22 protein-coding genes and 1 tRNA gene are annotated in these 23,217 nt (G+C 56.3%); 11 read left to right on the top strand and 12 right to left on the bottom strand.

What is annotated here, in order from left to right:
• Nucleotides 1-140: 140 nt before the first annotated feature.
• The 5 genes from L1047_RS13410 to trpD all read right to left on the bottom strand — a co-directional run bounded on the left by L1047_RS13410 (nucleotide 141) and on the right by trpD (nucleotide 3,604).
• Nucleotides 141-752 (bottom strand): pentapeptide repeat-containing protein, encoded by a 612-nt coding sequence (locus tag L1047_RS13410; RefSeq protein ID WP_235279466.1) that lies wholly within the window; start codon nucleotides 750-752, stop codon nucleotides 141-143.
• 156 nt (nucleotides 753-908) lie between these two features.
• Nucleotides 909-991 (bottom strand) — tRNA-Leu (locus L1047_RS13405).
• 116 nt (nucleotides 992-1,107) lie between these two features.
• On the bottom strand, nucleotides 1,108-1,788 hold the full coding sequence (locus L1047_RS13400; RefSeq protein WP_328286071.1) for a precorrin-8X methylmutase: 681 nt from the start codon (nucleotides 1,786-1,788) through the stop codon (nucleotides 1,108-1,110).
• A 24-nt stretch (nucleotides 1,789-1,812) separates the two neighbouring features.
• A complete protein-coding gene (locus tag L1047_RS13395) occupies nucleotides 1,813-2,565 on the bottom strand; it encodes a M48 family metallopeptidase (RefSeq protein WP_235279465.1) in 753 nt (250 codons plus the stop codon).
• 7 nt (nucleotides 2,566-2,572) lie between these two features.
• Entirely contained in the window at nucleotides 2,573-3,604 is a 1,032-nt protein-coding gene (gene trpD / locus L1047_RS13390; RefSeq protein ID WP_235279464.1) for an anthranilate phosphoribosyltransferase, read from the bottom strand.
• Nucleotides 3,605-3,855: 251 nt separating this feature from the next.
• Here trpD and L1047_RS13385 point away from each other — a divergent pair, with 251 nt between their 5' ends.
• From L1047_RS13385 to L1047_RS13375, 3 genes are all read left to right on the top strand, one after another.
• Nucleotides 3,856-4,140, top strand: coding sequence for a DUF4870 domain-containing protein (locus L1047_RS13385; protein ID WP_328286082.1), 285 nt, complete (start codon nucleotides 3,856-3,858; stop codon nucleotides 4,138-4,140).
• Between the two features lie 154 nt (nucleotides 4,141-4,294).
• Nucleotides 4,295-6,412, top strand: coding sequence for a glycogen debranching protein GlgX (gene glgX / locus L1047_RS13380; protein WP_235279462.1), 2,118 nt, complete (start codon nucleotides 4,295-4,297; stop codon nucleotides 6,410-6,412).
• Nucleotides 6,413-6,602: 190 nt separating this feature from the next.
• Nucleotides 6,603-6,842, top strand: a complete 240-nt coding sequence (locus L1047_RS13375) for a hypothetical protein (protein ID WP_235279461.1) — start codon at nucleotides 6,603-6,605, stop codon at nucleotides 6,840-6,842.
• Between the two features lie 23 nt (nucleotides 6,843-6,865).
• Here the strand turns inward: L1047_RS13375 and L1047_RS13370 are convergent, their stop codons facing one another.
• Nucleotides 6,866-7,474, bottom strand: coding sequence for a hypothetical protein (locus L1047_RS13370; protein ID WP_235279460.1), 609 nt, complete (start codon nucleotides 7,472-7,474; stop codon nucleotides 6,866-6,868).
• Nucleotides 7,475-7,683: 209 nt separating this feature from the next.
• Between L1047_RS13370 and L1047_RS13365 the strand changes: the two genes are divergently transcribed.
• On the top strand, nucleotides 7,684-8,391 hold the full coding sequence (locus tag L1047_RS13365; protein WP_235279459.1) for an HAD family hydrolase: 708 nt from the start codon (nucleotides 7,684-7,686) through the stop codon (nucleotides 8,389-8,391).
• 36 nt (nucleotides 8,392-8,427) lie between these two features.
• Here L1047_RS13365 and L1047_RS13360 read toward each other — a convergent pair whose 3' ends face one another.
• Entirely contained in the window at nucleotides 8,428-9,597 is a 1,170-nt protein-coding gene (locus tag L1047_RS13360) for a hypothetical protein (RefSeq protein ID WP_235279458.1), read from the bottom strand.
• 239 nt (nucleotides 9,598-9,836) lie between these two features.
• A complete protein-coding gene (locus L1047_RS13355; protein WP_235279457.1) occupies nucleotides 9,837-10,424 on the bottom strand; it encodes a DUF924 family protein in 588 nt (195 codons plus the stop codon).
• Between the two features lie 130 nt (nucleotides 10,425-10,554).
• Between L1047_RS13355 and recN the strand changes: the two genes are divergently transcribed.
• Nucleotides 10,555-12,267, top strand: coding sequence for a DNA repair protein RecN (gene recN, locus L1047_RS13350; protein WP_235279456.1), 1,713 nt, complete (start codon nucleotides 10,555-10,557; stop codon nucleotides 12,265-12,267).
• Nucleotides 12,268-12,330: 63 nt separating this feature from the next.
• On the opposite strand, the gene L1047_RS13345 is transcribed toward recN, so the two are convergent.
• Both L1047_RS13345 and L1047_RS16670 read right to left on the bottom strand, forming a co-directional pair.
• Nucleotides 12,331-13,035, bottom strand: coding sequence for an ABC transporter ATP-binding protein (locus tag L1047_RS13345; protein ID WP_235279455.1), 705 nt, complete (start codon nucleotides 13,033-13,035; stop codon nucleotides 12,331-12,333).
• Nucleotides 13,032-13,856 (bottom strand): ABC transporter ATP-binding protein, encoded by an 825-nt coding sequence (locus L1047_RS16670; protein ID WP_235279454.1) that lies wholly within the window; start codon nucleotides 13,854-13,856, stop codon nucleotides 13,032-13,034. The genes L1047_RS13345 and L1047_RS16670 overlap by 4 nt, the downstream gene beginning before the upstream one ends.
• Before the next feature lie 260 nt (nucleotides 13,857-14,116).
• On the opposite strand from L1047_RS16670, the gene L1047_RS13335 reads away from it, so the two are divergent.
• The 4 genes from L1047_RS13335 (at nucleotide 14,117) to L1047_RS13320 (ending at nucleotide 18,749) form a co-directional block, all read left to right on the top strand.
• Nucleotides 14,117-15,358: an ABC transporter substrate-binding protein gene (locus L1047_RS13335; protein WP_235279453.1), complete on the top strand. Its 1,242-nt coding sequence runs from the start codon at nucleotides 14,117-14,119 to the stop codon at nucleotides 15,356-15,358.
• 196 nt (nucleotides 15,359-15,554) lie between these two features.
• On the top strand, nucleotides 15,555-16,646 hold the full coding sequence (locus L1047_RS13330; protein ID WP_235279690.1) for a quinone-dependent dihydroorotate dehydrogenase: 1,092 nt from the start codon (nucleotides 15,555-15,557) through the stop codon (nucleotides 16,644-16,646).
• A gap of 103 nt (nucleotides 16,647-16,749) precedes the next feature.
• A complete protein-coding gene (btpA, locus tag L1047_RS13325) occupies nucleotides 16,750-17,655 on the top strand; it encodes a photosystem I biogenesis protein BtpA (RefSeq protein WP_235279689.1) in 906 nt (301 codons plus the stop codon).
• A 14-nt stretch (nucleotides 17,656-17,669) separates the two neighbouring features.
• Nucleotides 17,670-18,749: a diguanylate cyclase gene (locus tag L1047_RS13320; protein ID WP_235279452.1), complete on the top strand. Its 1,080-nt coding sequence runs from the start codon at nucleotides 17,670-17,672 to the stop codon at nucleotides 18,747-18,749.
• 3 nt (nucleotides 18,750-18,752) lie between these two features.
• Here the strand turns inward: L1047_RS13320 and L1047_RS13315 are convergent, their stop codons facing one another.
• Together L1047_RS13315 and mutL are read right to left on the bottom strand one after the other, a co-directional pair.
• Nucleotides 18,753-19,598: a vitamin K epoxide reductase family protein gene (locus tag L1047_RS13315; protein ID WP_235279451.1), complete on the bottom strand. Its 846-nt coding sequence runs from the start codon at nucleotides 19,596-19,598 to the stop codon at nucleotides 18,753-18,755.
• A gap of 36 nt (nucleotides 19,599-19,634) precedes the next feature.
• A complete protein-coding gene (mutL, locus tag L1047_RS13310) occupies nucleotides 19,635-21,383 on the bottom strand; it encodes a DNA mismatch repair endonuclease MutL (RefSeq protein WP_235279450.1) in 1,749 nt (582 codons plus the stop codon).
• A gap of 53 nt (nucleotides 21,384-21,436) precedes the next feature.
• Between mutL and L1047_RS13305 the strand changes: the two genes are divergently transcribed.
• Together L1047_RS13305 and L1047_RS13300 are read left to right on the top strand one after the other, a co-directional pair.
• The gene (locus L1047_RS13305) at nucleotides 21,437-21,724 is read left to right on the top strand and encodes a DUF2103 domain-containing protein (RefSeq protein ID WP_235279449.1); all 288 of its coding nucleotides are present in this window, start codon (nucleotides 21,437-21,439) and stop codon (nucleotides 21,722-21,724) included.
• 59 nt (nucleotides 21,725-21,783) lie between these two features.
• Entirely contained in the window at nucleotides 21,784-23,157 is a 1,374-nt protein-coding gene (locus tag L1047_RS13300) for a TIGR03279 family radical SAM protein (protein ID WP_235279448.1), read from the top strand.
• Nucleotides 23,158-23,217: the final 60 nt, after the last annotated feature.

Here is a 23,217-nt window from a genome sequence, read left to right as displayed (position 1 = left end):
TTCCAGCGTTGCGCAGCGGGACAGAGTTCCTTATCCACTACAGCTAGTGCAGACGCATCTAATCCGTGACAGAACCTTGGGCAGAATTTGGGATCCAGAGACAACCAACTTTCTCAACCCAGATCTATAGTACTCAGTGCCTACTCTTTGACCAGCAACATCCCTGCCTGCAGCGGATCAAAAGAAGCATCGAAGATCGTAGTAGAGTCAAAACTGGCTCGAGCCAATTTGGCTCCGGTAATTTTGGCTCCTGAAAAATCTGCCCCCCGCAGGTTGGCTTTGCTTAGGTCAGTACCGCGTAGATCGGCACCTCCAAACTTAGCCCCCACTAGGTTAGCCCCGATCATGTCTGCCCCAATCAAATCTGCACCCACTAAGATGACCCCAGCCAGATTGGCGCCATTCAGTTTGATCATGCGCAGCTTGGCCCCGCCCAACCTAGCCCCCGACAACAGCGCCTCGTTCAGCATAGCCCCACTCAGATCTGCCCCACTAAAGTCCGCACCCGTCAAATCCGCCTGTCGCAAATTGGCCCCGATCAGATTGGCCCCGATCAGCTCTGCTCGTGTCAGATTCGCTTCGTTGAGATTGGCCCCGATCAGTTCCGCCCCCACCAAATCGGCCCGTACCAGTTGGATCCCTTGCAAGTTGGCCCCGATCAGTTCCGCTAGGCGCAGAGTGACACCGCTGAAGTCTCGATTGCCCTGGGCATAGGATGCGAGCAGTTCGGAGGCTGAGTGGATATGAGCCATCGATGCTTACCAACGCAAAAGGTTAAGTCTATACAGTGTTCGATTTGTATCCTTACTGTAATCTGACCCGCACCACCCGCAAAGAAATAAGGTGTACCCCATTGTTTAGACCGTCCACAAGTGGCTTAGGCCAAGGAGATGGTGAACTTCTGATGATGGGATCGGAGGGACTCGAACCCTCACGTTCTTGCGAACAACGGATTTTAAGTCCGTAGCGTCTACCATTCCGCCACGATCCCCTGCCGCAGCGACCGCCGCACAGCCGTACTACTCTATCAAACAGTTTGGCTGAGCGGGATGAAAGTGATCATGAGGTGATCGTTCTATCGTTCTGAAGACTTACCCCCAATCTGAGTCAGTTTGAGGTGGGATCCCGTTGGGCAGCTGTCAGCAAGGCGTTGACGATCGCCGCCGCCACTGGGGATCCGCCTTTACGCCCTTCCACCCGAATTTGGGGAACATTCGTTTGTGCCAACGCCTGCTTGGCCGCTTCCACCGCTACAAACCCCACCGGCACGCCGATCACCACACACGGTTGTACCCGCTCAGCCTGAATCTCGTCCACCAACGCCAGCAGTGCTGTGGGGGCATTGCCGATTACAAATAGGGCTTCTGGGTAAAGTTGCGCCAAGTTCAACATGCCATTGGCGGTGCGGGTTTGCCCAGACAAACGGGGTTCTTCCACCCAGTCCAGAGCACAATGTAACGGGATCCCAGCGGCCACCAGTCGAGAGTGGATCCCGGCAGCCACCATGTTCACATCGACGATGACAGGCCGTTTTTCCCGCAGGGCTACTAGAGCTTGTTCAATGGCGTTCGAGCTGAACACAAAGCGATCCCGCAATTCAAAGTCGGCGGTAGCATGGATGGCTCGTCGTACCACTTCGTACTGGATCCCTTGCCACGGGTGCGGGCCAATTTCCTGGTCAATTTGGCGAAAGCTGGCTGCTGTAATTGGATCAACCGAGGCTTCATCCATAACCATTCCCAGTTGTCGTTGAGGGGTGGATCCGGTGGCACTGTCATGTTGAGTCAAGATCGGGCCCAGAAAAACTCTCGGCTATCGGGAGTTCTCTACCCAAGCAGGGATCCGATCCAGCAGGGTTTTGAGTTGAGATTTGAGATAGAGATAATGAGGTTCATGGCACTCTACCCGTTTCCAGAAAGCGGCGGAGTGATTGAGGTGAACGGTGTGGCACAACTCATGAATCAGCACATAACGCACTACGTCTGTGGGTAGAAACAAGAGCTTGTCATTCAGGTTGATATTACCTTTGCGGGAACAACTGCCCCAGCGGGTCTGTTGGCTCCGAATGGTGAGATGGGCAAACGGTAAGCCCAATTCCCGGCTGAGCTGATGGATCCAGGGATCCAAACAGGCTTTGGCCTGACTGCGTAACCACTTCTGCAAAAGAACACAACACAGCTCGGGGTTATCCTGTCCACGGTTGAGTAACAGGATCCCATCCCGTTCTTTCCAGGTGGGCGGGCTGCCGCTCGGTTGGTAGAGGACAGTCCATTCGGTACGAGAGTTTGGGGTAGGGTGGGCGGGTAGGGTAATTCTCTCCGGCAAAAGAGGAGCGGTTTGAACAGGCCTTTGCAGCTTGTGTTGGATCCAGGCGGTATGGGTGCGCAGGATATCCGGGATCCGTCTGCGGTCAAACCCGGTCGGGATCACCAGTTCCAACCCCTTGCGGGGAGAATAGGTCAAGATCACCCGGCGGGCCCGCAAACTTTCTCGGATGCTCGGCCAGGGCTCCACCGGACTTGGCTCCGCTAGCTCTGCAAATAAGTTCAGTTGTTCGGCTCTCATATCAGCGTCAAGATTTAAGAAAATCCACCAACTGCTGCAACCGCTCCCAGGCAGCTCCACTGGCAAGAATGTCCTGGGCCTGAGCAATCCCGGCTCCCCAATTGGGGGCGGCTCCTGCCACCTGCAAAGCCAAAGCGGCATTCAAGGCCACCACATCCCGCTGGGCCGGTTCTCCAGATCCCTGGAGAACTCGGGTGAGGATGGCGGTATTTTCCGGCAATTCCCCACCTTTCAGGGCTTGGGTGGGGGCTGAGGTCAGTCCATAGTCTCGCGGATCGAGAACCTCTGCTCGTACTGTTCCCCCGGCAAGCACCCCCAAATCTGTTGGTTGATCCAGTCCTGCCTCATCCAGTCGCTCACGACTGTGCAACACGATCGCCCCTTCTCGTCCCAACAGCTGTAGGGCTTCTGCCATAATCGGCACCAGCTCTTGGGCATAAACCCCGATCACCTGCCGATTGGGATAAAAAGGGTTCACCAACGGGCCTAGCAAATTGAAAATGGTGCGGATCTTCAAAGCCCGCCGATAGGGCACCACCGCTCGCATGGCCGGATGCCAGTTGGGAGCAAACAAAAACGTGATGCCCACTTCGGTAGCAGCAGCCCGAACCCGCTCCGGCTCAGCCCCCAAATTCACTCCCAGAGCCTCCAGGACATCTGCCGATCCCACTTTGCTTGAGGCCGAACGATTGCCATGCTTCACCACCGGGATCCCTGCCGCGCTGACCACAAAAGCCACCGCCGTGGAGATATTAAACGTGCCCGCCCCATCGCCGCCGGTACCACAGGTATCTACCAGCAAAGGCAACTCCAGCGGGGATCCGATCGAAGCCCGTTGCAGCACCCGCGCCATGCCTGCCAATTCGCTGGCACGGACTCCCTTAGCCTGAAGAGCCGCCAGGATCGCCCCCGACACCACATCCGGCACCTGATTGTCCAGCCAGCCATTCATAAGTTGCTCGGCTTGAGCTTCGCTTAGGGACTGTCGATCCAGCAGTTGCGCCAAAAGCTGTGGCCAGAGGTCGGCAGATTCCGTCATCGGGGAGGTTCCTAATTGGAGAGTAAAGGGTTCATAGGTACTGTATCAGCCCTCTCAGGGTGGCGTTTGAGTCTTCACCACTTGAAAGATAACCGTACCCGGCTCCCGGCTAAAATCTTGCTGGTCACTGCCGGAGACCCCCTGCCATGTTCACCCTTCAGCCTGTGACGGAGCCAACAGATGAAGAGAAAACCCTGGCCTTAATTGCGCAATTGGCTCCTCTAGCAGGGTACTTGGTAGGCTTTGGTTAGATCTTCATCCCGCTAATTTTACTGGTGAAGGGGAAAGAGTCCAGCTTTATCAGAGATCACGCCCAAGAATCCCTCAACTTTCAGATCTCGATGTTCATTTACTTCATCGTGGTTGGAGTGCTGGGTCTGATTCTCACCTTTGTGGTGGTTGGTTTTATCCTCTTACCGCTGGCGTTTTTGGGCCTGTTCATCTTTGGTTTGGTGACGATGATTTTGGCCAGTGTGAACGCTTACAAGGGCAAGCTCTACCGCTATCCCTTTTGCTTGCAGCTGGTTAATCTCTAGCAGGGGTGGAGGAAATTCCCTCTCAGAAAGTGTGCAATCAGGAAGTGTGCAACAATGACGGAGCTGAGAGCTACTAGGATCCTGTTCGAGCTCGTCTCGAATTTTTCCCGCCGACAGTTCAAGGTTTGCAGTTCAGCCGAGAGGATCTCTGCCCATGTATGTTCCCCTCTGGCCTGGCGAGGTATACCCACTCGGAGCCCGCTGGGATGGCCGAGGTACCAACTTTGCCCTCTATTCCGAAAATGCCACCGCAGTGGAGTTGTGTCTGTTCGATGGGGAAGGCAACGAAACCCGCCTATCGCTGACCGAACGGGATATTTTTGTCTGGCATGGCTACATACCCGGCATTGCCCCTGGGCAACGCTATGGCTTTCGGGTGCATGGCCCCTACGATCCGCAAAATGGCCAGCGCTTCAATCCCAACCAGTTGCTGATTGACCCTTATGCCAAAGCTATTGATGGGTTGATCGGCTTTGGCCCAGAAATTTTTGGCTATGACTGGCAGGCTCCAGAAGCAGATCTGAGCTTTTCGGATAGCAACAGTGCCCCTCTGGTGCCCAAAGCGGTGGTCATCGATGGCTCCTTTGACTGGCAAGGGGATGAGCCTTTGCGGATCCCAGCCCACGAGACGATCATCTACGAGCTGCATGTTAAAGGTTTTACCCAACTGCACCCGGAGATTCCCCCTAAACTGCGCGGTACTTATGCTGGATTGGCCCATCCCGCCGCCATTTCCCATCTGCAACAGCTGGGCATTACGGCTGTAGAACTCCTGCCGGTTCACCACTTTCTCTCCCACCCCGGTCACTTGGTGGACAAAGGGCTGGTGAATTACTGGGGCTACGACTCGGTCAACTACTTCGCCCCCTTCAGCGGCTACAGCGCCAGCGGCTCCTGTGGCCAACAGGTACGAGAGTTCAAGGAAATGGTGCGGGCGCTACACAAAGCGGGCATTGAAGTGATTTTGGATGTGGTTTACAACCACACGGGCGAAGGCAATCACCTAGGGCCAACCCTGTCGTTTCGGGGCATCGACAATGCGGTCTACTATCGCCTTGTGGACGGGGATCCCCGCTACTACATGGACTTCACCGGCTGTGGCAACTCCTTGAATGTGCGGCATCCGCAGGTATTGAAGCTGATCATGGATAGCCTGCGCTACTGGGTGACGGAGATGCATGTGGATGGCTTCCGTTTTGATCTGGCTTCTGCTCTGGCACGAGAACTGTTTGCAGTAGATAGCTTGGCCGCCTTTTTTGATATTGTTCATCAGGATCCCACCCTTTCCGATGTGAAGCTGATTGCCGAACCCTGGGATGTAGGAGAAGGGGGCTACCAAGTGGGGAATTTCCCCTTGCGCTGGTCGGAATGGAACGGCAAGTACCGGGATACCGTGCGGGATTTTTGGCGTGGGGAAGATCAAACCCTGGCAGAGTTTGCCTATCGCTTTACCGGCAGCTCCGACTTGTACCAAACCAACGGGCGCACCCCTAACGCCAGCATCAACTTCATCACCGCCCACGATGGCTTTACCCTGCGGGATTTAGTTAGCTACAACGAAAAGCACAACGAGGCCAACGGCGAAGACAACCGCGACGGCGAAAGCCACAACCGCTCCTGGAATTGCGGCATTGAGGGAGATACCACGGATCCCGAGGTGTTAACCCTACGCAAACGGCAGCACCGTAATTTTTTGGTAACGCTCTTCCTATCCCAAGGGGTGCCGATGCTGTTGGCAGGGGATGAAATGGGCCGCTCTCAGAAGGGCAACAACAACGCCTACTGCCAAGACAACGAGATTTCCTGGATCAACTGGGATTTGCCGGACGAGAATAGCTCCCTCCTCAATTTCACCCGACAACTGATTTTTTCCCGTCGTCAACACCCGGTGTTTCGTCGCCGCAAGTGGTTCCAGGGGCGATCGATCCGGGGGGTGGCAGATATCACCTGGTTTAACCCCGATGGTGGCGAAATGACCGAAGAACAGTGGCAGGTGGGTTTTGCCAAGGCGATTGGCATTTTCCTGAACGGAGAAGGGATCGTCACTCCTGGCCCACGGGGAGAACGGATTTTGGATGACAGTTTTCTGCTGCTGTTTAATGCCCATTACGAGCCGCTGGAGTTTCTCCTGCCAGTGGGGTTGCAAAGTCGGCAATGGGTGCTGGTGATCGATACCTGTAAAGCCCGCTTTGTCGAGGTGGGGCCCCGTTATGAGGGGGATAAACCCATTCAAGTCCAGGATCGGTCAATGTTGGTGTTGCGCCGCTTGTAGGGATCCCGTTGGGAACAAAAAGGATCTCCACATCCAGCAGCAAAAAGTGTAACGTTTCCTATGGCAATTTAAGGAAGCAAGACGAACCCTTGCGCTGTCTGACGGGAAGTGGAAGCAAAACGGAAGCTTTGTTTCTTCGGGGTGTAAGTGTGACAGAAGGGATGGTAATAAGGCTAGCTGGCCCTCGCCTATGTTTGACGATCTGCTCCGCGCGATTCGTAGCCGCGACCTCGAGGCCGCCACCTCAGCCGTACAGGATTTGCGCTCTCGCCATTTGAGTGAGGCTGTGATTGCCTCAATGGTGATGGTGGCGGTGGAACGCCTGGCCTGGGATGAAGGAGATCGGGCCGCTGCCAGTTGGTTATTGCGTCGCTGCTCCAAACGACGTTCCTCGCCAGGCTCGAAGAACCCCTCTGTTCCGCACTGCTGAAATAACTGGGATCTCTAATCGCTCTAGGCTTGATAGGCAGCTACTCCCTTGTTGATGAAATCGAGGGTATAGGCATTTTGATAGGGCAAGGTGGGCGGATACACACCGGCTACGGTCATGGTGTCGAAGAAGGTTGGCCAGCGTTCGTGGGTCACGGCGCCAATCCCCTTCTCCAGCGCATCGCCAGACTTGATGATGCCGTATTCCTGCAGTTTCTCGTGGCTGTAGACCAACTGGGCATTGGACATATTGGGGTTATCTTGCTGAATCAGCCGGAAGGCCGGGCGGGGATCCTCCAGGAAGCTGTACCAACCTTTGATTGAGGCAGCCACAAAACGCTGCAACCGATCCGGTTCAGTTTCTACGAGGCGACGCGTGGTTTCGATGGTATGTGTCACATTGATGCCGGGGCCACCCATCTGGATCGTCACATCCAGGCCATGTTCCCGGTAAAGGCCGGTGGCCAGCGCCTGATAAAAGCCCCCGTGCTCAGCCTGGGCATACCAGTTGGTGCCAAAGCTGATTTTCTCCAGGGATCCCTGCACCGGATAGGCGAGGATTTCCGCTGCGCTTATGCTGTGCCAGAAGCAAGGAGACCTCCCCCCAGAGCTTGCCGCTCCATACCGCAACAATTGACGACGACCCCATCGGCTAATTTGGGACGACTTTTCGTTAAACCAAGGTATGATACTATCTCCTCTCTAGGGTTTGGGAATTGACAAAGATAAAAACTTGCGCTCAATCAAACCGGAGATCCCTCAGTCCTGTCGTATCTGGGCTTACCGAGAATGGCTGGCCAAGGCTGAAGGTTGAGTCAGAATCCCCTGTAAAGTGAGGGGGGATGAGCGAGGCTGCTATGACCATTTGCTTGGTGGTGTTCGATATGGCTGGCACCACGGTCAAAGACAACGACGATGTCAGCAAAGCCTTGATCGCCGCCTTTGCACAGGTGGGGATCCCGATTGGGCTAACGGAAACCAACCCTGTCATGGGCTATCCCAAACCTGTCGCCGTGCATCAGTTACTGCAGGATCATTGGCCGGATGCTACACAGGTAACCCCGGAACTCGTGGACAAAGTTCACAGCCTCTACCTGCAAGCCATGATTCGCTTTTACCAGACGGATCCCGATGTTCAAGAAGCCACCGGAGCTGCAGAAACCTTTGCTGCCCTAAAGCAACAAGGGATCCGCGTTGCTCTGGATACAGGGTTTGACCGGGCTACAGCAGATGTTTTGCTGCAACGGTTGGGCTGGCTGGAACAGGGCTTAGTTGATGCCAGTGTCACTAGCGATGAAGTGGCCAACGGTCGCCCCCACCCAGACATGATCTTTGAGGCGATGCGCCGTACCGGGGTGGATCAGGTGAGTCAGGTGGCCAAAGTGGGCGATACCCCTTCGGATTTGCAACAGGGATCCCGTGCCGGATGTCGTTATGTGATCGGGGTAACCCGTGGATCCCATTCTGCTGAAGCGTTGGCCAAGGAGCCCCATACCCATCTCATTGAGTATCTACCGCAGTTGTTGGCGATCCTCACTCCAGGAGACTGATTTGAGACTGAGCTGTTAGCTCCTGATGTTCGAAGTCTAGACAGGCGCGTTAAGAACCTGCCAGCATTTTTGCAGCCAAGAGCTCTGCTGTTCATGATCCTGCTGCTTGTTCCTTTGCTCCGCCGGTTTCGGCTCAGACCTTGGCATTCCTATGAAGGCCATCAAGGAGGGACGATGGGGGCGGTGGGGCGAGAGATCCGAAGGGGCTGGAACCGGGGAGTGAGTTGGACGGGGCGGAGGTGTTGGGATCTTGGCAGCCTGTGCTATAGAGCGGGATCCGTAGGGAGCGGGGACAGCAGAACCGGTGCGCTGGGATCCCGTTGGCCTGAGGGAGCGTTTCAGGATTTCCACATCGGGTCTAGGCAAACCCAAGCGACCTAGCACATACACCAAAGATGGGATCAACTCTTGAACCGAAGGCTTCAGGGCCGGGATAATATCTGCAGCCCCTTGCGAAGTAGCCCAGCGTTTTTCTCCATCGGCGATGGTTCGGTTCACTGCATGGGTCAGAATAATGGGCAACTTCGGGTAGCGACCATGACAATCCCGACAAAACTCGTAGGGGTTAAATTGGGTTGCACCCATGTCTTGAATCAGCAAATGGGGGCGATATTGCTTCACCTGATCCAAAAGATTCTCAACATCTCCCGCCGCATCCGCCAAGATCACCTGTACCCCCTGGGATCCGAGTGCCAGCTGCCAGAGTTTGGCCTGGAACGGATCCGTTTGGCTAATCAACACCTGCCGTACAGCCGGCGTAGGATTTGAAGTTTTGAGCGGATTGGAGGTTTGGGGCGCTGCTGCGCGGGCCTGAGATTGAGTTACGCGATTGGGAGAGGCATGGGTATTACTACGGGTACTACCACGGGTGGGAGTGTGGGTGCGTTGGCCCGTCGGCGCTTGAGTGGGGGCCTGGGTCTGGGGGGTGGGGGTTTCCACCTCTGGCACTGTGTAGAGCTTGACCGGCACCGGGGGAGCAAGGTTCAGAATCTTTTGCAGTTCCTGGAGGCTCACATGCTCCAGATCCCGGATTGGCACCCACACTAGCTCTTCTGGGTTCGAGGCAAAACAAGCGGCCAAATTCTGATAGAGCTGCTTCACCCGCAGAATTTCGTTGTGATAGCGGCAGAGCAGATGAAAGTCACAGCCTCGGTAACGGACATAGGCGTTGATGCCAATTGGCATTTCTCGTAGGGCGCTTGTCATAGCCTTTCAATACAGCGAGGTCGTGTAACCACGGAACAAGTTTGTATCCAACTGGGTTCATGATAGTCGATCTTCTGGAAGATCACGTAGGAAATTCTGCTGAGAACCTCTCCGCTAGATCGCGGAGTTACGGTAGAAAATCGTGAAATTTCGCCTTCTGTGCCGATTCGTCAGGGCAGCCGCCAGAGAGTCCTACCTTATGTTTGATTTTTTACAAATTCTTAAGTGCAGGCCAAGGGCTAGAAAGAAGACCCCGGCTGTTGGAGAAACTCTAGTTCTGCGGGTGTGGAAGGGCGACCGAGAATGGTGTTGCGATGGGGGAAACGGCCAAAGCGCTTGATGATCTCCAGATGGCGACGGGCGTAGTCGATAGCGCTCTGGCTAGCAGGATCCGACTGCAACTGCCCGAATAGCTCCATTGATCGCTGTTGATCCGCCAAATCTTCGCTGTGCTCAAAAGGCAAATAGACAAACCACCGCTGCACCGGCAACAGTTGACGGTCAAAGCCCTGGGTCACCGCCTGTCGTGCCGCCTGCAAAGCCAAGGGATCCGTTGCAAAAGCACGGGGGGTATCCCGAAACATATTGCGGGGGAACTGATCCAACACCAGAATCAGGGCCAGACAAGTTGATGGGGAGCCTTGCCAGGATTCCAATTGCCCGGCTGCCGCCTGCTCATACACTGGCAAAAACTGTTCCTCGATCGTCCGGTCAAATTCCGGGTCTTTTTTGAACCACTCAGGGCGTGACTGACCATATTCTGAGCCTGTGGGATCCCCGAACCAGAACTTTAAGATCTCTTCCGGGGTGGTAGCGGCTACAGTCACGTTTAGATCTCCCAACGGCCACTGCACCAGTCTACTGGGTGGTTGTGGGTACGCTAACGTGAGACAGAACGGCCCCTGCAAGCCCTATCCTTAAACTGCCAACGGCACGCTGAGCACACGGGATCCTTCTATGTTGCGCCTGTTGCGGATTGAGAACTTTGCCCTAATCGAGCGACTGGAGATTCCTTTTCAGCCAGGGTTAAACGTGCTCACCGGAGAAACCGGCGCGGGAAAATCGATCATCCTCGATGCTTTGGATGTAGCTCTAGGGGGAACGATTCGGTCTTTGCGCAGCGGCAGTGAGCGGGGGCTAGTCGAGGCGATTTTTCGTCTCAATGGCGAGTTACAAGCCTGGTTGGAACACGAACAAATTGACCCCTTAGAAGAAGGCCTGGTCTGTAGTCGGGAACTGGTGTTACGGGAAGGTAACGGCAAACTCACCAGCCGCTCACGGGTGAATGGGGTATTGGTCAACAAAACCCAGATGCTCAGCTTGCGGGCCAAATTGGTAGAAATCACTGCCCAGGGGCAAACGGTGCAAATTCAATCTCCCCAGACCCAGCGCCGTTGGCTGGACGATTTTGGCGGTGGAGAGCTGTTGCAAGCACGGGCCAAGGTGAGTGCCCTCTACCAGACCTGGCACCACCTAAAAACCCAAATCGAGTCCCGCCAGCAAGACCAGCAACTGCGCCTGCAACGGTTGGACATGCTGGAGTTCCAGGCCCAGGAGCTAGCCGCCCTACGCTTGGACGATCCAGACGAAATCGGCAAACTGGAACGGGAACGAGATCGCCTCGCCCACAGTGTGGAACTGCAAAAGCAAAGTTACGAAGCCCACCAACTGCTCTACCAAAACGATAGCGGCTCTTCAGCGATTGCCGACCTTTTGGGGCAAGCAGAACGGTTGCTCCAGAATATGGCCCAAGTGGATCCCGACCTCATCCCTCTAGCAGAAATGGTCAGCAGCGCTCTAATCCAGGTGGAAGAGGCCGGACGAGAACTCATTCGCTACGGGGAAACACTGGAGGCGGATCCCAGTCGCCTCAATAAGATCGAGCGGCGGTTGGCTCAACTCAAGCAGATCTGCCGCAAATATGGCCCCACCCTGGCCCACGTCATCGCCCATGCGGAACAGATCCAGGCGAAATTGGCCCAAATTCAAGGGGATGGCACCAACCTGGAGGAGCTGCAAGCTCAGCTCAATAAGGCTTCTCAAAAACTAGAGCACCATTGCCAGGGGCTATCTCAACTGCGGCAACAGGCAGCCCGCCAATTGGAAAAGTCTCTGGTACAGGAACTCCAACCACTGGGGATGAGCGCTGTGCAATTTCAGGTGCAAATCCAAACCGGATCCCCGACGGCGGAAGGCTGGGATCAGGTAAGTTTTTGGATTAGCCCCAACCCCGGTGAGCCGCTACAACCCCTGGCCAGCATCGCCTCTGGAGGGGAGATGAGCCGCTTTTTGTTGGCTCTGAAAGCTGTATTTAGCCGTATCGACCCGGTTGCCACGATGGTTTTTGATGAGATCGATACCGGGGTTTCCGGCAAAGTGGCTCAAGCCATCGCCACCAAACTGCACAGTATCGCCCAAGATCACCAAATCCTCTGTGTTACCCACCAACCTTTGATCGCGGCCCTGGCGGATCACCACCTGCGTGTCCACAAAGTTGTGCAGAAAAAACGAACCTCGGTGCGGGTGGATCCCTTGGGAGAAGAAGAACGCCGCCAAGAATTGGCGCAACTCACTGCTGGTCACTCGGCCCAAGAGGCGATGACATTTGTGGAAGCCCTCCTCAACCAAGCTGCTCAAATGCGCAAACAACAGGTAGCGAGTCCTGCTTGAGGGATCTCTTTGAGGGATCTCCTTGTCAAAACTCGTCTACCTAACCACTGCCAAGAACCTAATTCATCCGCCCAAAAACAGCTCTAGCACTTCAGGATTGGTCAACAGATTGGGGCCGGTATCCTCAAAGCGGTTTTCCCCCATCGACAGCACATAGCCCCAGTCCGCCATGCTTAGGGCCTGCTTGGCGTTTTGCTCCACCATGAGGATGCTGATGCCAAGGCGGTTGATATCCCGCAGGATGGCGAAGGTTTGCTCGATGAACAGTGGGGATAGGCCCGCGGTCGGCTCATCCAAGAGCAACAACTGTGGCTCTACCATCAAGGCCCGCCCCATTGCCACCATTTGTCGCTGCCCTCCCGACAGGGATCCCGCTGCTTGTCGCCGTTTCTCTTTCAGGGGGGGGAACAGTTCGTAGACTCGCTCCAACTGACTGGCGTAGTTATCCTGCCGAGTGAAGGCTCCCATCTCCAGGTTTTCTTGCACCGACAGGGACGGAAAGACATTGTTTGTTTGAGGCACAAAACAAATCCCCCGCCGCACCAACTGTTCTGCCGCTAGCCGGGTAATGTCGGATCCCTGAAACAGCACCTTACCCGCTCGGATGGTGGCCAAACCAAACAAGGATTTCAACACCGTCGATTTGCCCGCGCCGTTAGGGCCGATGATCACCACGATTTGCCCCTGTTTCACCTCCAGGTGGATCCCTTTCAGGATGTCCACGCCGCGATAGCCACTGTAGAGATTCTGCAGTTCCAGCAAGGTCATGACGGGGATCCTTCTGGAGACATGGCGGAGGTAGAGGGTTGGGGCTGGCTGGGTCGGTCGGCAACGGTCATAGATCCCAAGTAAGCCTCTCGCACCTCCGGGTTTTGTTTAATCTCTTGCATGGATCCCTGGGTAAGCACCTGACCTGCCGCCATGACTACCACATGGTTACAAAGGCGAGTTACCAGATCCAGATCGTGCTCAATGATGCAGAAGGTGCAGCCGCGCTCCCGATTCAGATATTCAATAAAACTCATCAAATCTCCGAGTAGGGTACGATTCACCCCAGCACCCGGCTCATCCAGCAAAATCACCCGCGCATCTGTCATCAGCGTCCGCCCCAGCTCCAGCAGCTTTTTTTGCCCACCAGAAAGGGTAACCGCCAGTTGATCCCGCAAATGAATCAGCTTTAGCCGTTCCAACACCTCTTCAGCTCGGGCTTGCAGATCCCGTTCTTGCCGCCTCACCCGCTGCCAGCCAAACCAGGTGGTGAGCAGGTTCTCACCCGCCTGCTCTGGGGGCACCACCATGAGATTTTCCAAGACCGTCATGCGACCAAACTCGCGTGGGATCTGAAAGGTGCGCACCAAACCACGGTGAAACAGGCGATGGGGGGACAACCCGGTGACATCCACCCCATCTAGCCAGATCCGCCCAGCACTCGGGCGGATAAACCCGGCAATGATGTTAAAAAGCGTGGTTTTGCCAGCGCCATTGGGGCCAATCAAGCCCGTCACCTGACCGGTCTCAATTCGGAAAGAACAGCGATCCACTGCATTAATGCCGCCAAACCGTTTAGAGATATCATCGATAACAATCACGCTACTGCCCTAGGAAGAACACACTGCATAATGAATACAACTGCCGAGTTCGCTTATTATCCTTCCCGGATCCCTGCAGGAGCAACTGCCCCTGAATTCTGCAGTTAACTTTACAAAGGTTGTTGGGATCTAGCACATCCATTTTTATTGAGGGAGTGGGGAACGCTTTGAGGTGAGCAAGCGTCTGGCCTATACAATTAACGCTCGGCTTTTTTCTGAGGACTCCTATTGTTTTCTTTCCTCACAGGAGGTTGTTTGTTATGTCCCGTGTGAGTAAACTGACTCGGCGTGCTTTCGCCGCTGCCGCCGCCCTTACTGCTGCTGCCCTCACCACCACTCTGTTTCCCAGCGCCGCTCAACAGGCGGTCAAGATTGGGGCCTTGATGCCCCTAACCGGTGACCTGCAGGTTTTCGGTGAAAATTGCCTGAATGGTGTGAAACTGGCCATCGAGCAGATCAACGCCGCCGGAGGGATCCTGGGGGCTCCCGCAGAACTGGTGGTAGCAGACGATCAAACCGCCGCTCAACCGGCCATTGATGGGGCTCAGCGCCTAGCGACCGTTGAGCGTGTGGCTGGGATCATTGGTGCTTTGGGAAGTGGCAATACGATCCCGGTGGCTACCACTGTTTCGGCCCCCAATCGGATCCCGCAAATTTCTCCAGCGTCCACGGCTCCCGCCATCAGCACCCTCGACGACGACGACTTCCTGTTCCGTACCGTTCCTTCTGATGCCTATCAAGGGGTAGCACTGGCCCAGGTAACCCGACAGGAGAATCTGGAACGGCTGGCGATCATCTTCATCAACAACGACTATGGCCAGGGGCTTTCCGACAGTTTTACTGAAGCCTTTGAAGCGCGTGGCGGAATCATCACCAATGCCGTCTCCTACGAACCCGGCCAAGCCTCTTATCGGGGCGAGCTCTCGCAACTCACCAATGGGGATCCCGAGGCGCTGGTACTGATTGGTTACCCGGAAAATGGTGTGGTCATTTTGCGGCAAGCCCTGGAAGAAGGGCTGTTTGACCGGTTCGTCTTCACCGATGGAATGCGCTCTCCCGATGTGGCTACCCAAGTGGGGGCAGATCTGTTGGAAGGATCCATCGGCGTTTCTCCGCAAGCCCTTACCGATAGCAAAACCTACCAGTTCTTTGCCGAATCCTATAAAGCAGCCTACGGAGAACTGCCCCCTACTCCCTACATCGACACCTCCTATGATGCTGCCTTCGTGCTGGCTCTAGCCATCCAAAAAGCCGGTAGCACCGATGGAGTTGCCATTCGAGATGCTCTGCGGGAGGTGGCTAACCCCCCCGGCACCGAGATTCTCGCTGGTGAATGGGAAAAAGCTGTCGATCTCATCAGCAAAGGGGAAGACATTTTCTACACGGGTGCTTCTGGGTCAATCAACTTCGACGAGAATGGTGATGTGGCCGGTACCTTCGCCCGCTGGACCTTCCAAGGGGGCACTGTGGTGGATTTGGAGGTGTTTGAGCCGGAGAGCTAATTCTCTGTGGATTCGAGGCTGATCCTGCTGATCAGTAACGTTCTCAGAACACCTATTGACACCGGTTACACGGATGGGCCTGTGAGGAGAATTCTTTGCAGGCTCTTATTTGCTTTGGAGGAATTGGGTTGAGGATGGGATCCTAGATAGAGTTTGATGGCGGGGCTCTTGAGGGATCCCGAACGGTGAAAGGGTGGTGAATCTGTATCGAGATGTGCTGCGGCCCCTTCTCTTCTCTGGCTTCAGGGCGGATCCCGAAACCCTGAAGGTTCAGCTGTTGCAAGCTCTGCACTGGATGGGGACAACCCACGCCACCGGCGTTCTGGCTGGGTTAGAGCGCTTGTTTTGTTATGAGGATCCCGTCCTACAGGTCAAGCTATGGGGCCTCACCTTTCCCAATCCCATTGGGTTGGCAGCCGGTTTTGACAAAGATGGTCTTGGGCTAGCAGCCTGGCCCAGTTTGGGGTTTGGCTTTGTGGAAGTGGGCACTGTAACTGCTCAGGCACAACCAGGCAACCCCAAACCACGCCTGTTTCAACTGCCGCAAGATCAAGCGGGGCTCAATCACATGGGCTTTAACAACCAGGGAGCTGCCGCCCTAGCCAAACGGTTGCGGCAGTTGCCGCAGCATCGGATCCCGATCGGGGTGAACCTGGGCAAATCGAAAGTCACCCCACTGCAAGAAGCGGCCACGGACTATTTGACCAGTTTCCGCCTACTCAAGGAACTGGGGGACTATTTTGTGGTCAACGTCAGCTCCCCCAATACACCAGGGTTGCGTTCTTTACAAGCCACCGAACAACTGGAGCCGATCCTGGTGGCTGTGCAGCAGGAGAACCAAGGGCAGAAACCCCTCTTGGTCAAGATTGCCCCTGATTTGGATTGGCCAGAAATTGACGGGATCCTGGAATTGGCCCAAACCCACCAACTGGCCGGGATTGTTGCCACCAACACCACCCTACGGCGGAACCATCTGCAAACCCGTTTCCTACCCGGCAGAGGGATCCCGATTACCGAAGAAGCGGGCGGGATCAGCGGTGCACCCCTGCGCGCCCGTTCCACCGAGGTGATTCGCTATATTCACCAAGCCACGCAAGGGAAACTACCCATCATCGGTGTGGGGGGCATTTTTACCCTGGCGGATGCTCTGGAGAAACTGGAAGCCGGAGCCAGTTTGCTGCAGGTGTACACGGGCTGGGTTTACGAAGGGCCGGGCATGGTCAAACGACTGCTGCAGGGAATCTCCGCCCACCGAAAGGCCCCCATACGTGCTGCTGCAGACCCATAAACCCATTCCTTAACCAGCCGTAGATTACACTTCCCCTTAAAGAATGCCGACTTGGGGAAGATCCGGGCGTAAGATCGTGGGGAATTCCTGTGAGAGCCTGCCGGTGAACTTGCTGCAACATCTTTTCAAAACTGCCCATCCAGTCATCGGGGTGGTTCATCTGTTGCCGCTACCGACATCCCCCCGTTGGGGAGGCGACTTGGAGTGGGTGATCGCCCAAGCGGAACAGGCCGCCACGGCTCTGGCGGCGGGGGGGGTAGACGGGATCATCGTCGAGAACTTTTACGATGCCCCCTTTGCCAAGGATCAGGTGGACGCGGCGGTGGTGAGCGCCATGACGGTCGTTGTCCAACGGCTGAAAACGCTGGTCTCTCTGCCCCTCGGGATCAACGTCTTGCGCAACGATGGTCACAGTGCTCTGGCCATTGCCGCTTGTGTAGGGGCGCAGTTTATTCGGGTGAATGTGCTCTCGGGGGTGATGGCCACCGACCAAGGCATCATCGAGGGGGATGCCCACCGCCTGATGCGCTACCGTCGTGAGCTGGGGGCCGACATCAAAATTTTTGCTGATGTGCTGGTGAAACATGCCCAGCCCCTAGGTCCCGTGGGCCTCACCGCCGCCATTAGCGACACCGTCGAGCGCGGCTTAGCCGATGCCATCATCCTCTCCGGCTGGGCTACGGGTAACCCACCCATTTTTGAGGAACTGGAGCTGGCCCGCACCGTTGCCCCCCATGTACCTTTGTTGATCGGCTCCGGAGCCACTGCAGAGAATATTGGCAGCTTGATTCGGCAGGCGGATGGGGTGATTGTGGCTAGCTCCCTCAAACGATCTTCTCGTTCCGTGAGTATTCCAGCAGGGTATAAGGACTCCGTCCCGCTCACGCGAGCGGATCCCTTTCCCCTCATTGACCCGATTCGGGTCAGGGAGTTTGTAGAAGCGTTACACCTCGGGATCCGTGAGCGGGTTTCCAATCACTCCTACATGGCTACTCCCAGTTCCGGGTAAGGGTTTTCCGGCACATGCTATCCAACGACCCACATCCACATCTGCCCGCCCAAGCTCCCGAGGGGAGCGAGCCCTTGGATGGGGGGGGATCTTCAGGCTATGTCTTCACGCAGGCTCCCCGCATTTTGGTGGTGGATGACGATGCGGCCAGCCGTAACTACATTAGTGAAGTATTGCGAAGTTCTGATTACCAGGTCGAAACCCGAGAAAGTGGAAAATTGGCCCTGGAGTACATACAAAGCCTGGAAGAAGGACAACTGCCGAATGTGATCATCTGTGATTGGGTGATGCCGGATCTGTCGGGGGTGGATTTCTGTCGCCGCCTGAAGGGATCCGCCAACGGCCAGTTTGTTTACTTCATTTTGCTGACGGCGCGTTCTGAGATTAAGGATCGGGTGCGGGGGTTGGATGCGGGGGCGGATGAATTTATTGCCAAACCGGTTAACCCAGATGAGCTAAAAGCGCGGGTACGGGCAGGTCTACGGCTGCAACGGCTCACCCAGGCGCTGGCCCAAGCCAATCGGCAACTGCAAGCCCGCAACAATCTGCTGGAGTCCCTCTCTCTGACGGATCCCTTGACGGGGGTGTTGAATCGACGTGCCCTCGATCAGGCGCTGCCCCATTTGCTCAAACAGGTGGGGCCCCGGTTTGGGGAAGCCCGTTACCGCTATCTTTGCCTGCTGATGATGGATGTGGATCACTTCAAGCAGGTGAACGATACCTACGGCCACTACATCGGTGACTGTGTGCTGCAAGCGATTGCCGGTCGGCTGCAAAACCAACTGCGACCCTCCAGCCTGATCTACCGCTATGGGGGCGAAGAGTTTGTCTGTATTACCCCCGGGCTCAATCCCTCCCGCAGCTACCGCTATGCCGACTTTTTGCGACGGGTGATCAGCAACCACCCGATCGCCGTTTCCCCAAAACGCAGCTTACCCATCACCATTACCATTGGCGGGGTCGTGATCACTGAAGATCACCATCTAGAGCCAGAAGTCGCTCTGCAACAGGCGGATGAGGCCCTCTATCAAGCCAAGCAAGCGGGGCGGAACCGGGTGCACATCCTCACCCCACCCTTGGACGCAAACCCCTAAGGCTTATTCTCCGGGATGGAACTGATAGCCTGAGGCCACCGCCAGCGACTCCAAGGAGCGCACGCCCGTGTAGGTGCGACCATTGATCACCCAGGTAGGATAGCTACTCACCCCCGCTTCGGTACACTCCTGCGCCTGCGGGGTACCGGGGCCATTGGGGGAGCACTCCACATAGGGCACCTCCGCAAAAGCCGCCCCAAACAAATCCTTTTGATCCTGGCAGTGGGGGCACCAGTAAGCACCGTACATGGTGCCGCCTGTCTCCCGCAGGTGGGCCGCCAACCCTAGCGCAAATGGGCTGGGCGGGGGCACTTGGTTGGCATACACGCCAATGGTGGTGATCAAGGTCAATACGCTCACCAGGATGTAGCCGAAGCTCATCTTGCCCCAATCTAACCAGCGGTGGCCCAACACCGTCACCAACCACAGCCCCGCCACCAAAACAATCGCCGCCGTGCAGTACATACAAAACTGCCGCAGCACCGCCACCATCAGGTAGAGCATATACATTTCAAAGGCGGTCATGGCGGAAACCAAGCCAAACAAAGCTGGCCAACGCCATTGCTTCACCACTGGGATCCCATCCGGAATCAGGGCCAACCCCAAAACCCCCAAGAAACCCAACAGACCAACCGCCGCCGTCGGGATCCCGAGAAACTCCGCCCAACGGCTGGAGAGCACCAGATCACAGCCGCCATCGCCGGTACAGAAGGCCGCAGGTTGCTCCGTCAGTTTGCTGAAGGTGAGATAAGCCGTTAACAGGGATCCCAACCCGGCCAAAACCGCCAAAATTGTGCGGGAATGACGGTGTAGCCAGGGCTCTTCTTGGGTTTTGAGATAGTAGGCCATTGGATTCTGGACAGCTACGGCAGTTAACACCCCCGATTATAGTGGGGATGGCTTAATCCCGTCCTTCGGCCTGAGCGCAGAAGCATCCGTTGTCTGGCGGACTTGTGTGGCAAATCTATCCCCAAGGGAATCCAGTTCCAACAGGGATCCCGCCCCCTGACCCGCCCCAGGCCGGTCGCAGATGCTCCAGCGACGACGGAAGTAACGGGCCAGATCGGTTTCTGCCAGGGCCAGATAAACCGGGCGGCCATGAGGACAGGTATGGGGGTTGAGGGTGCGCTGCCAAGCGTCCAGCAACCGTTGCATCTGCTCCAGGGTCAGAGGGATCCCATTGCGGAGAGCACCTCGACAGGCTACCGCCACCTGGGCTGAGGGTAAATCTTCACAGCGACTGAGTTCGAGGAGGGATCCCTGAATGCCCTGAGGATCTTCTTGAAGTAAAGCCAGGGGAATCCGTCGCAACACATGGATATGGGGGCCAAAGGGCTCTGGCTCTAACCCCAAATGTTCTAGCTGTTGCAGCGCTTGTGGCGAGAGTCCCTCCAGAGTCAGGGGAAAATTCGGTTCGACCAGCTGCCAGTGCTGTTGCAATTGCTCGTAGCGAACCCGCTCATGGGCCAGGTGTTGCTCCACCAACCACAGCCCCTGGGGATGCTCCGTCAGGATATAGATGTGGTGCAATTGAGCCAGGGCTTTGAGGGGGGGCAGGGATCCCGTCAAAGCAGGTTGGGTAGATGGGTTCTGGGCTGGGTTGGGTGAGATCCGGTAAGTCTGTTTGGCCTCACTGGCGCGAATCAGGTGTACGGAGCGGCGGCTAGCTTGGCCAGATCCCGGGCTGAGGAGAGAGTGCAGATAGTGGCGCAGTTGCTCCTGTCGGGTGGCCAGTTCATGCACATACAGCTCACTCTTGGCGGGATGACGATTCCAATCCACCTGCTCAGGGGGCAGGCGCAGATGCACCACAGCCAGGGGATGTCGGTGGCGGGGCAGGGTATGGTGAAAAACCGACTGAATCACCCGCTGCAACTCGGGGAACTGCACAAAGCGCCCATTCACCGCTAGCCGAATCCAATCAGGTCGGGGACGATGCAGTCGATCCGGCAAACCCAAGAGAATTTCCCAGTCGGCCTCTTGCTGCTGGATAGACAAATAGCGCAAATCGGAGGGATCCAGTTGCGGCAACAGTTGCAAAAGGATGTCTTGTAAGGTTTTCCCTGGCCAAAGGCTGAGGAGCAAGCGCCTATCTTGGTGAACCTGCCAACTGACCGCAGGATGAGCCAAAGCAACATTCTGCAGCAGCGTCAGGATCGGGCGAGTTTGGGGCAATTCCTGACGGCGCAAAGGCCACTCTCCAAAGAGATTGGTGACGGTAACCACAGTACCCAGGGCTGTGGCTGCCGGTTGCTGGTGGAGCAATTCCCCGTCGCGGTTGTAGGTGGCCCGCCACCCATGCGGATCGACGCCGTGACGGGTTTGGATGGTCAGGGATCCCAACTGGGCCAAGCTGTGCAGGGCTTCCCCCCGGAATCCCAGGCTGGGGTGGCTCAGTTTGCTGCTGGTGTGTCGTCGCGCCACCTGCTCCAGTTCTGAGGCTGGGATCCCTTCGCCGTTATCCCCCACCCGAATTTGCCAGCGCTGCAGCCAAAGCTCCACCTGAATGCGACTCGCCTGGGCATCGAGAGCATTTTCCAGCAATTCCCGCAGAGCGGCCGCCAGAGAATCAATCACCTCTCCTGCCGCCATTTGGGCGATCCGTTCGGGGGTGAGAGGCTGGATTTTGAGCATGAACAGGCTTTTCAGGGGAATAGCATAGAGATCCCACTCCTCCCGTTGCCATTATGTCTGAGCCTTCCGGTCGCCTGGTTTGGAATCATTCCACCCATATTTCTGGTCTGATCCCCGTGTTGGAGGGTTTGATCCAGCAAGCGGGCATTAAAACCGTTACCCCAGGCGCTTTGTCCCACAGTCGGGGGCGGATCCCGCAGTTGCAGTTGCGCGTTTCGGTGCCGATCCGAGGTGGATACAAGCTGGTTGCCCGCAAAGGAACCAGTGTGCAGGAGGTGTTTGTGGTCACGGAACTGAGCCAGCCTGAGCTAGAGACAGTGCTCCTCCGCTGCCTTGGGTAAAGCCTTCTCTGGTGCTGCCCTGGATCCTTGCTCTGAGAGGTCGATAGCCTTCCCCCTTTATGTCTCGTGCCAACCTCAAACCCGCCCGCATCAGCGCTGTTCTGCCCGGATCCCTGGCCGAAACGATGGGGATCCAACCTGGAGATGCTCTGGTCAGCATCAACGGAGAACGCCCCCGAGATTTGATCGACTATCGCTTTTTGATTGCTGAAGAAGACCTGGAGTTGGAGATTTTGGATACGAGCGGGATCCTGCACCGAGTGGAGCTAGAAAAAGAGATTGACGAGGATCTGGGTCTGGAATTCGAGACCGCCCTGTTCGATGGGTTGATCCAATGCACCAACGCCTGCTCCTTTTGCTTTATCGACCAACAGCCCCCCGAGATGCGGGCCACCCTGCACCTCAAGGATGATGACTACCGCCTCAGCTTTCTCTACGGCAGTTATCTCACCCTGACCAATCTGCCCGCCGCCGAATGGGATCGCATCGCCCGTATGCGCCTTTCCCCGTTGTATGTATCGGTACATGCCACAGAGCCGGAGTTGCGCAGCCGATTGCTGAAAAACCCGCGAGCAGGGCAGATTCTAGAACAGTTGACCTGGTTTCGAGAGCATCGCCTGCAACTGCACGCGCAAGTGGTCGTCTGCCCTGGCTGGAACGATGCCGAGCACCTAAACCGAACCCTCCTAGATTTGGCGGCTTTTCACCTCCCTCAGGATGGGATCCCCACTGTGCTCTCGGCAGCCGTAGTCCCCGTGGGTTTAACCCGCTTTCGCCCCCCCGATGACGAGATAGTGCCTGTGGATGCGGCCAAGGCTCAAGAAGTGATTCGGCAAGTCGAGGGATTGCAGGCTCAGTTTCGGCAGGAATTGGGATCCACGTTTGCTTGGTTAGCAGATGAGTGGTACCTGCTGGCAGGCTGGGAATTTCCCCCCGCAGAGCACTACGAAGATTACCCGCAACTGGGCAATGGGGTGGGATCCCTGCGCTTGTTTTTGAGCCAGTTTGAGCAGGTGAGTTTACCGGCTGGGTTGGCATCCCCCCTAAAGGGCCTGTGGTTGGTGGGCAATGCTGTAGGGCAAGCCTTTCAGCCGATCGTGCAGCGCATGAATAGGATCCCCAATTTGCGGCTCACCCTGCTGCCCATTGCCAGCCAGTTTTGGGGGCAAACCCTGACGGTTACCGGGCTACTGACGGGGCAAGATGTGCTGCGTGCCCTGCGCTCTGTCCCCGATTTGGCGGACTATGATGTGCTGCTGCTGCCTCAGGTCACCCTCAAGGATGGGGAGCGTTTTTTGGATGATCTCACCTGGCAAGCGCTACAAACTCAAGTCGGGATCCCTGTCGTTCAGGTAGAAGGTGGGCCGGCAGGACTGGTACAAGCGGTACAACAGGTGGTGGGCCAGCCTCAAATCCAGGAGAAAGTCCTCTAAAGGGCTATATATAGCCCTTTAGCCCTATCCAAACGACTGTGCCGCTAAGATCATCAGGAG

Source organism: Synechococcus sp. Nb3U1 (assembly GCF_021533835.1).
GTDB lineage: Bacteria > Cyanobacteriota > Cyanobacteriia > Thermostichales > Thermostichaceae > Thermostichus.
Note: the sequence above shows the minus strand (reverse complement) of the source record. Positions and strands in the feature narration are given on the sequence as shown.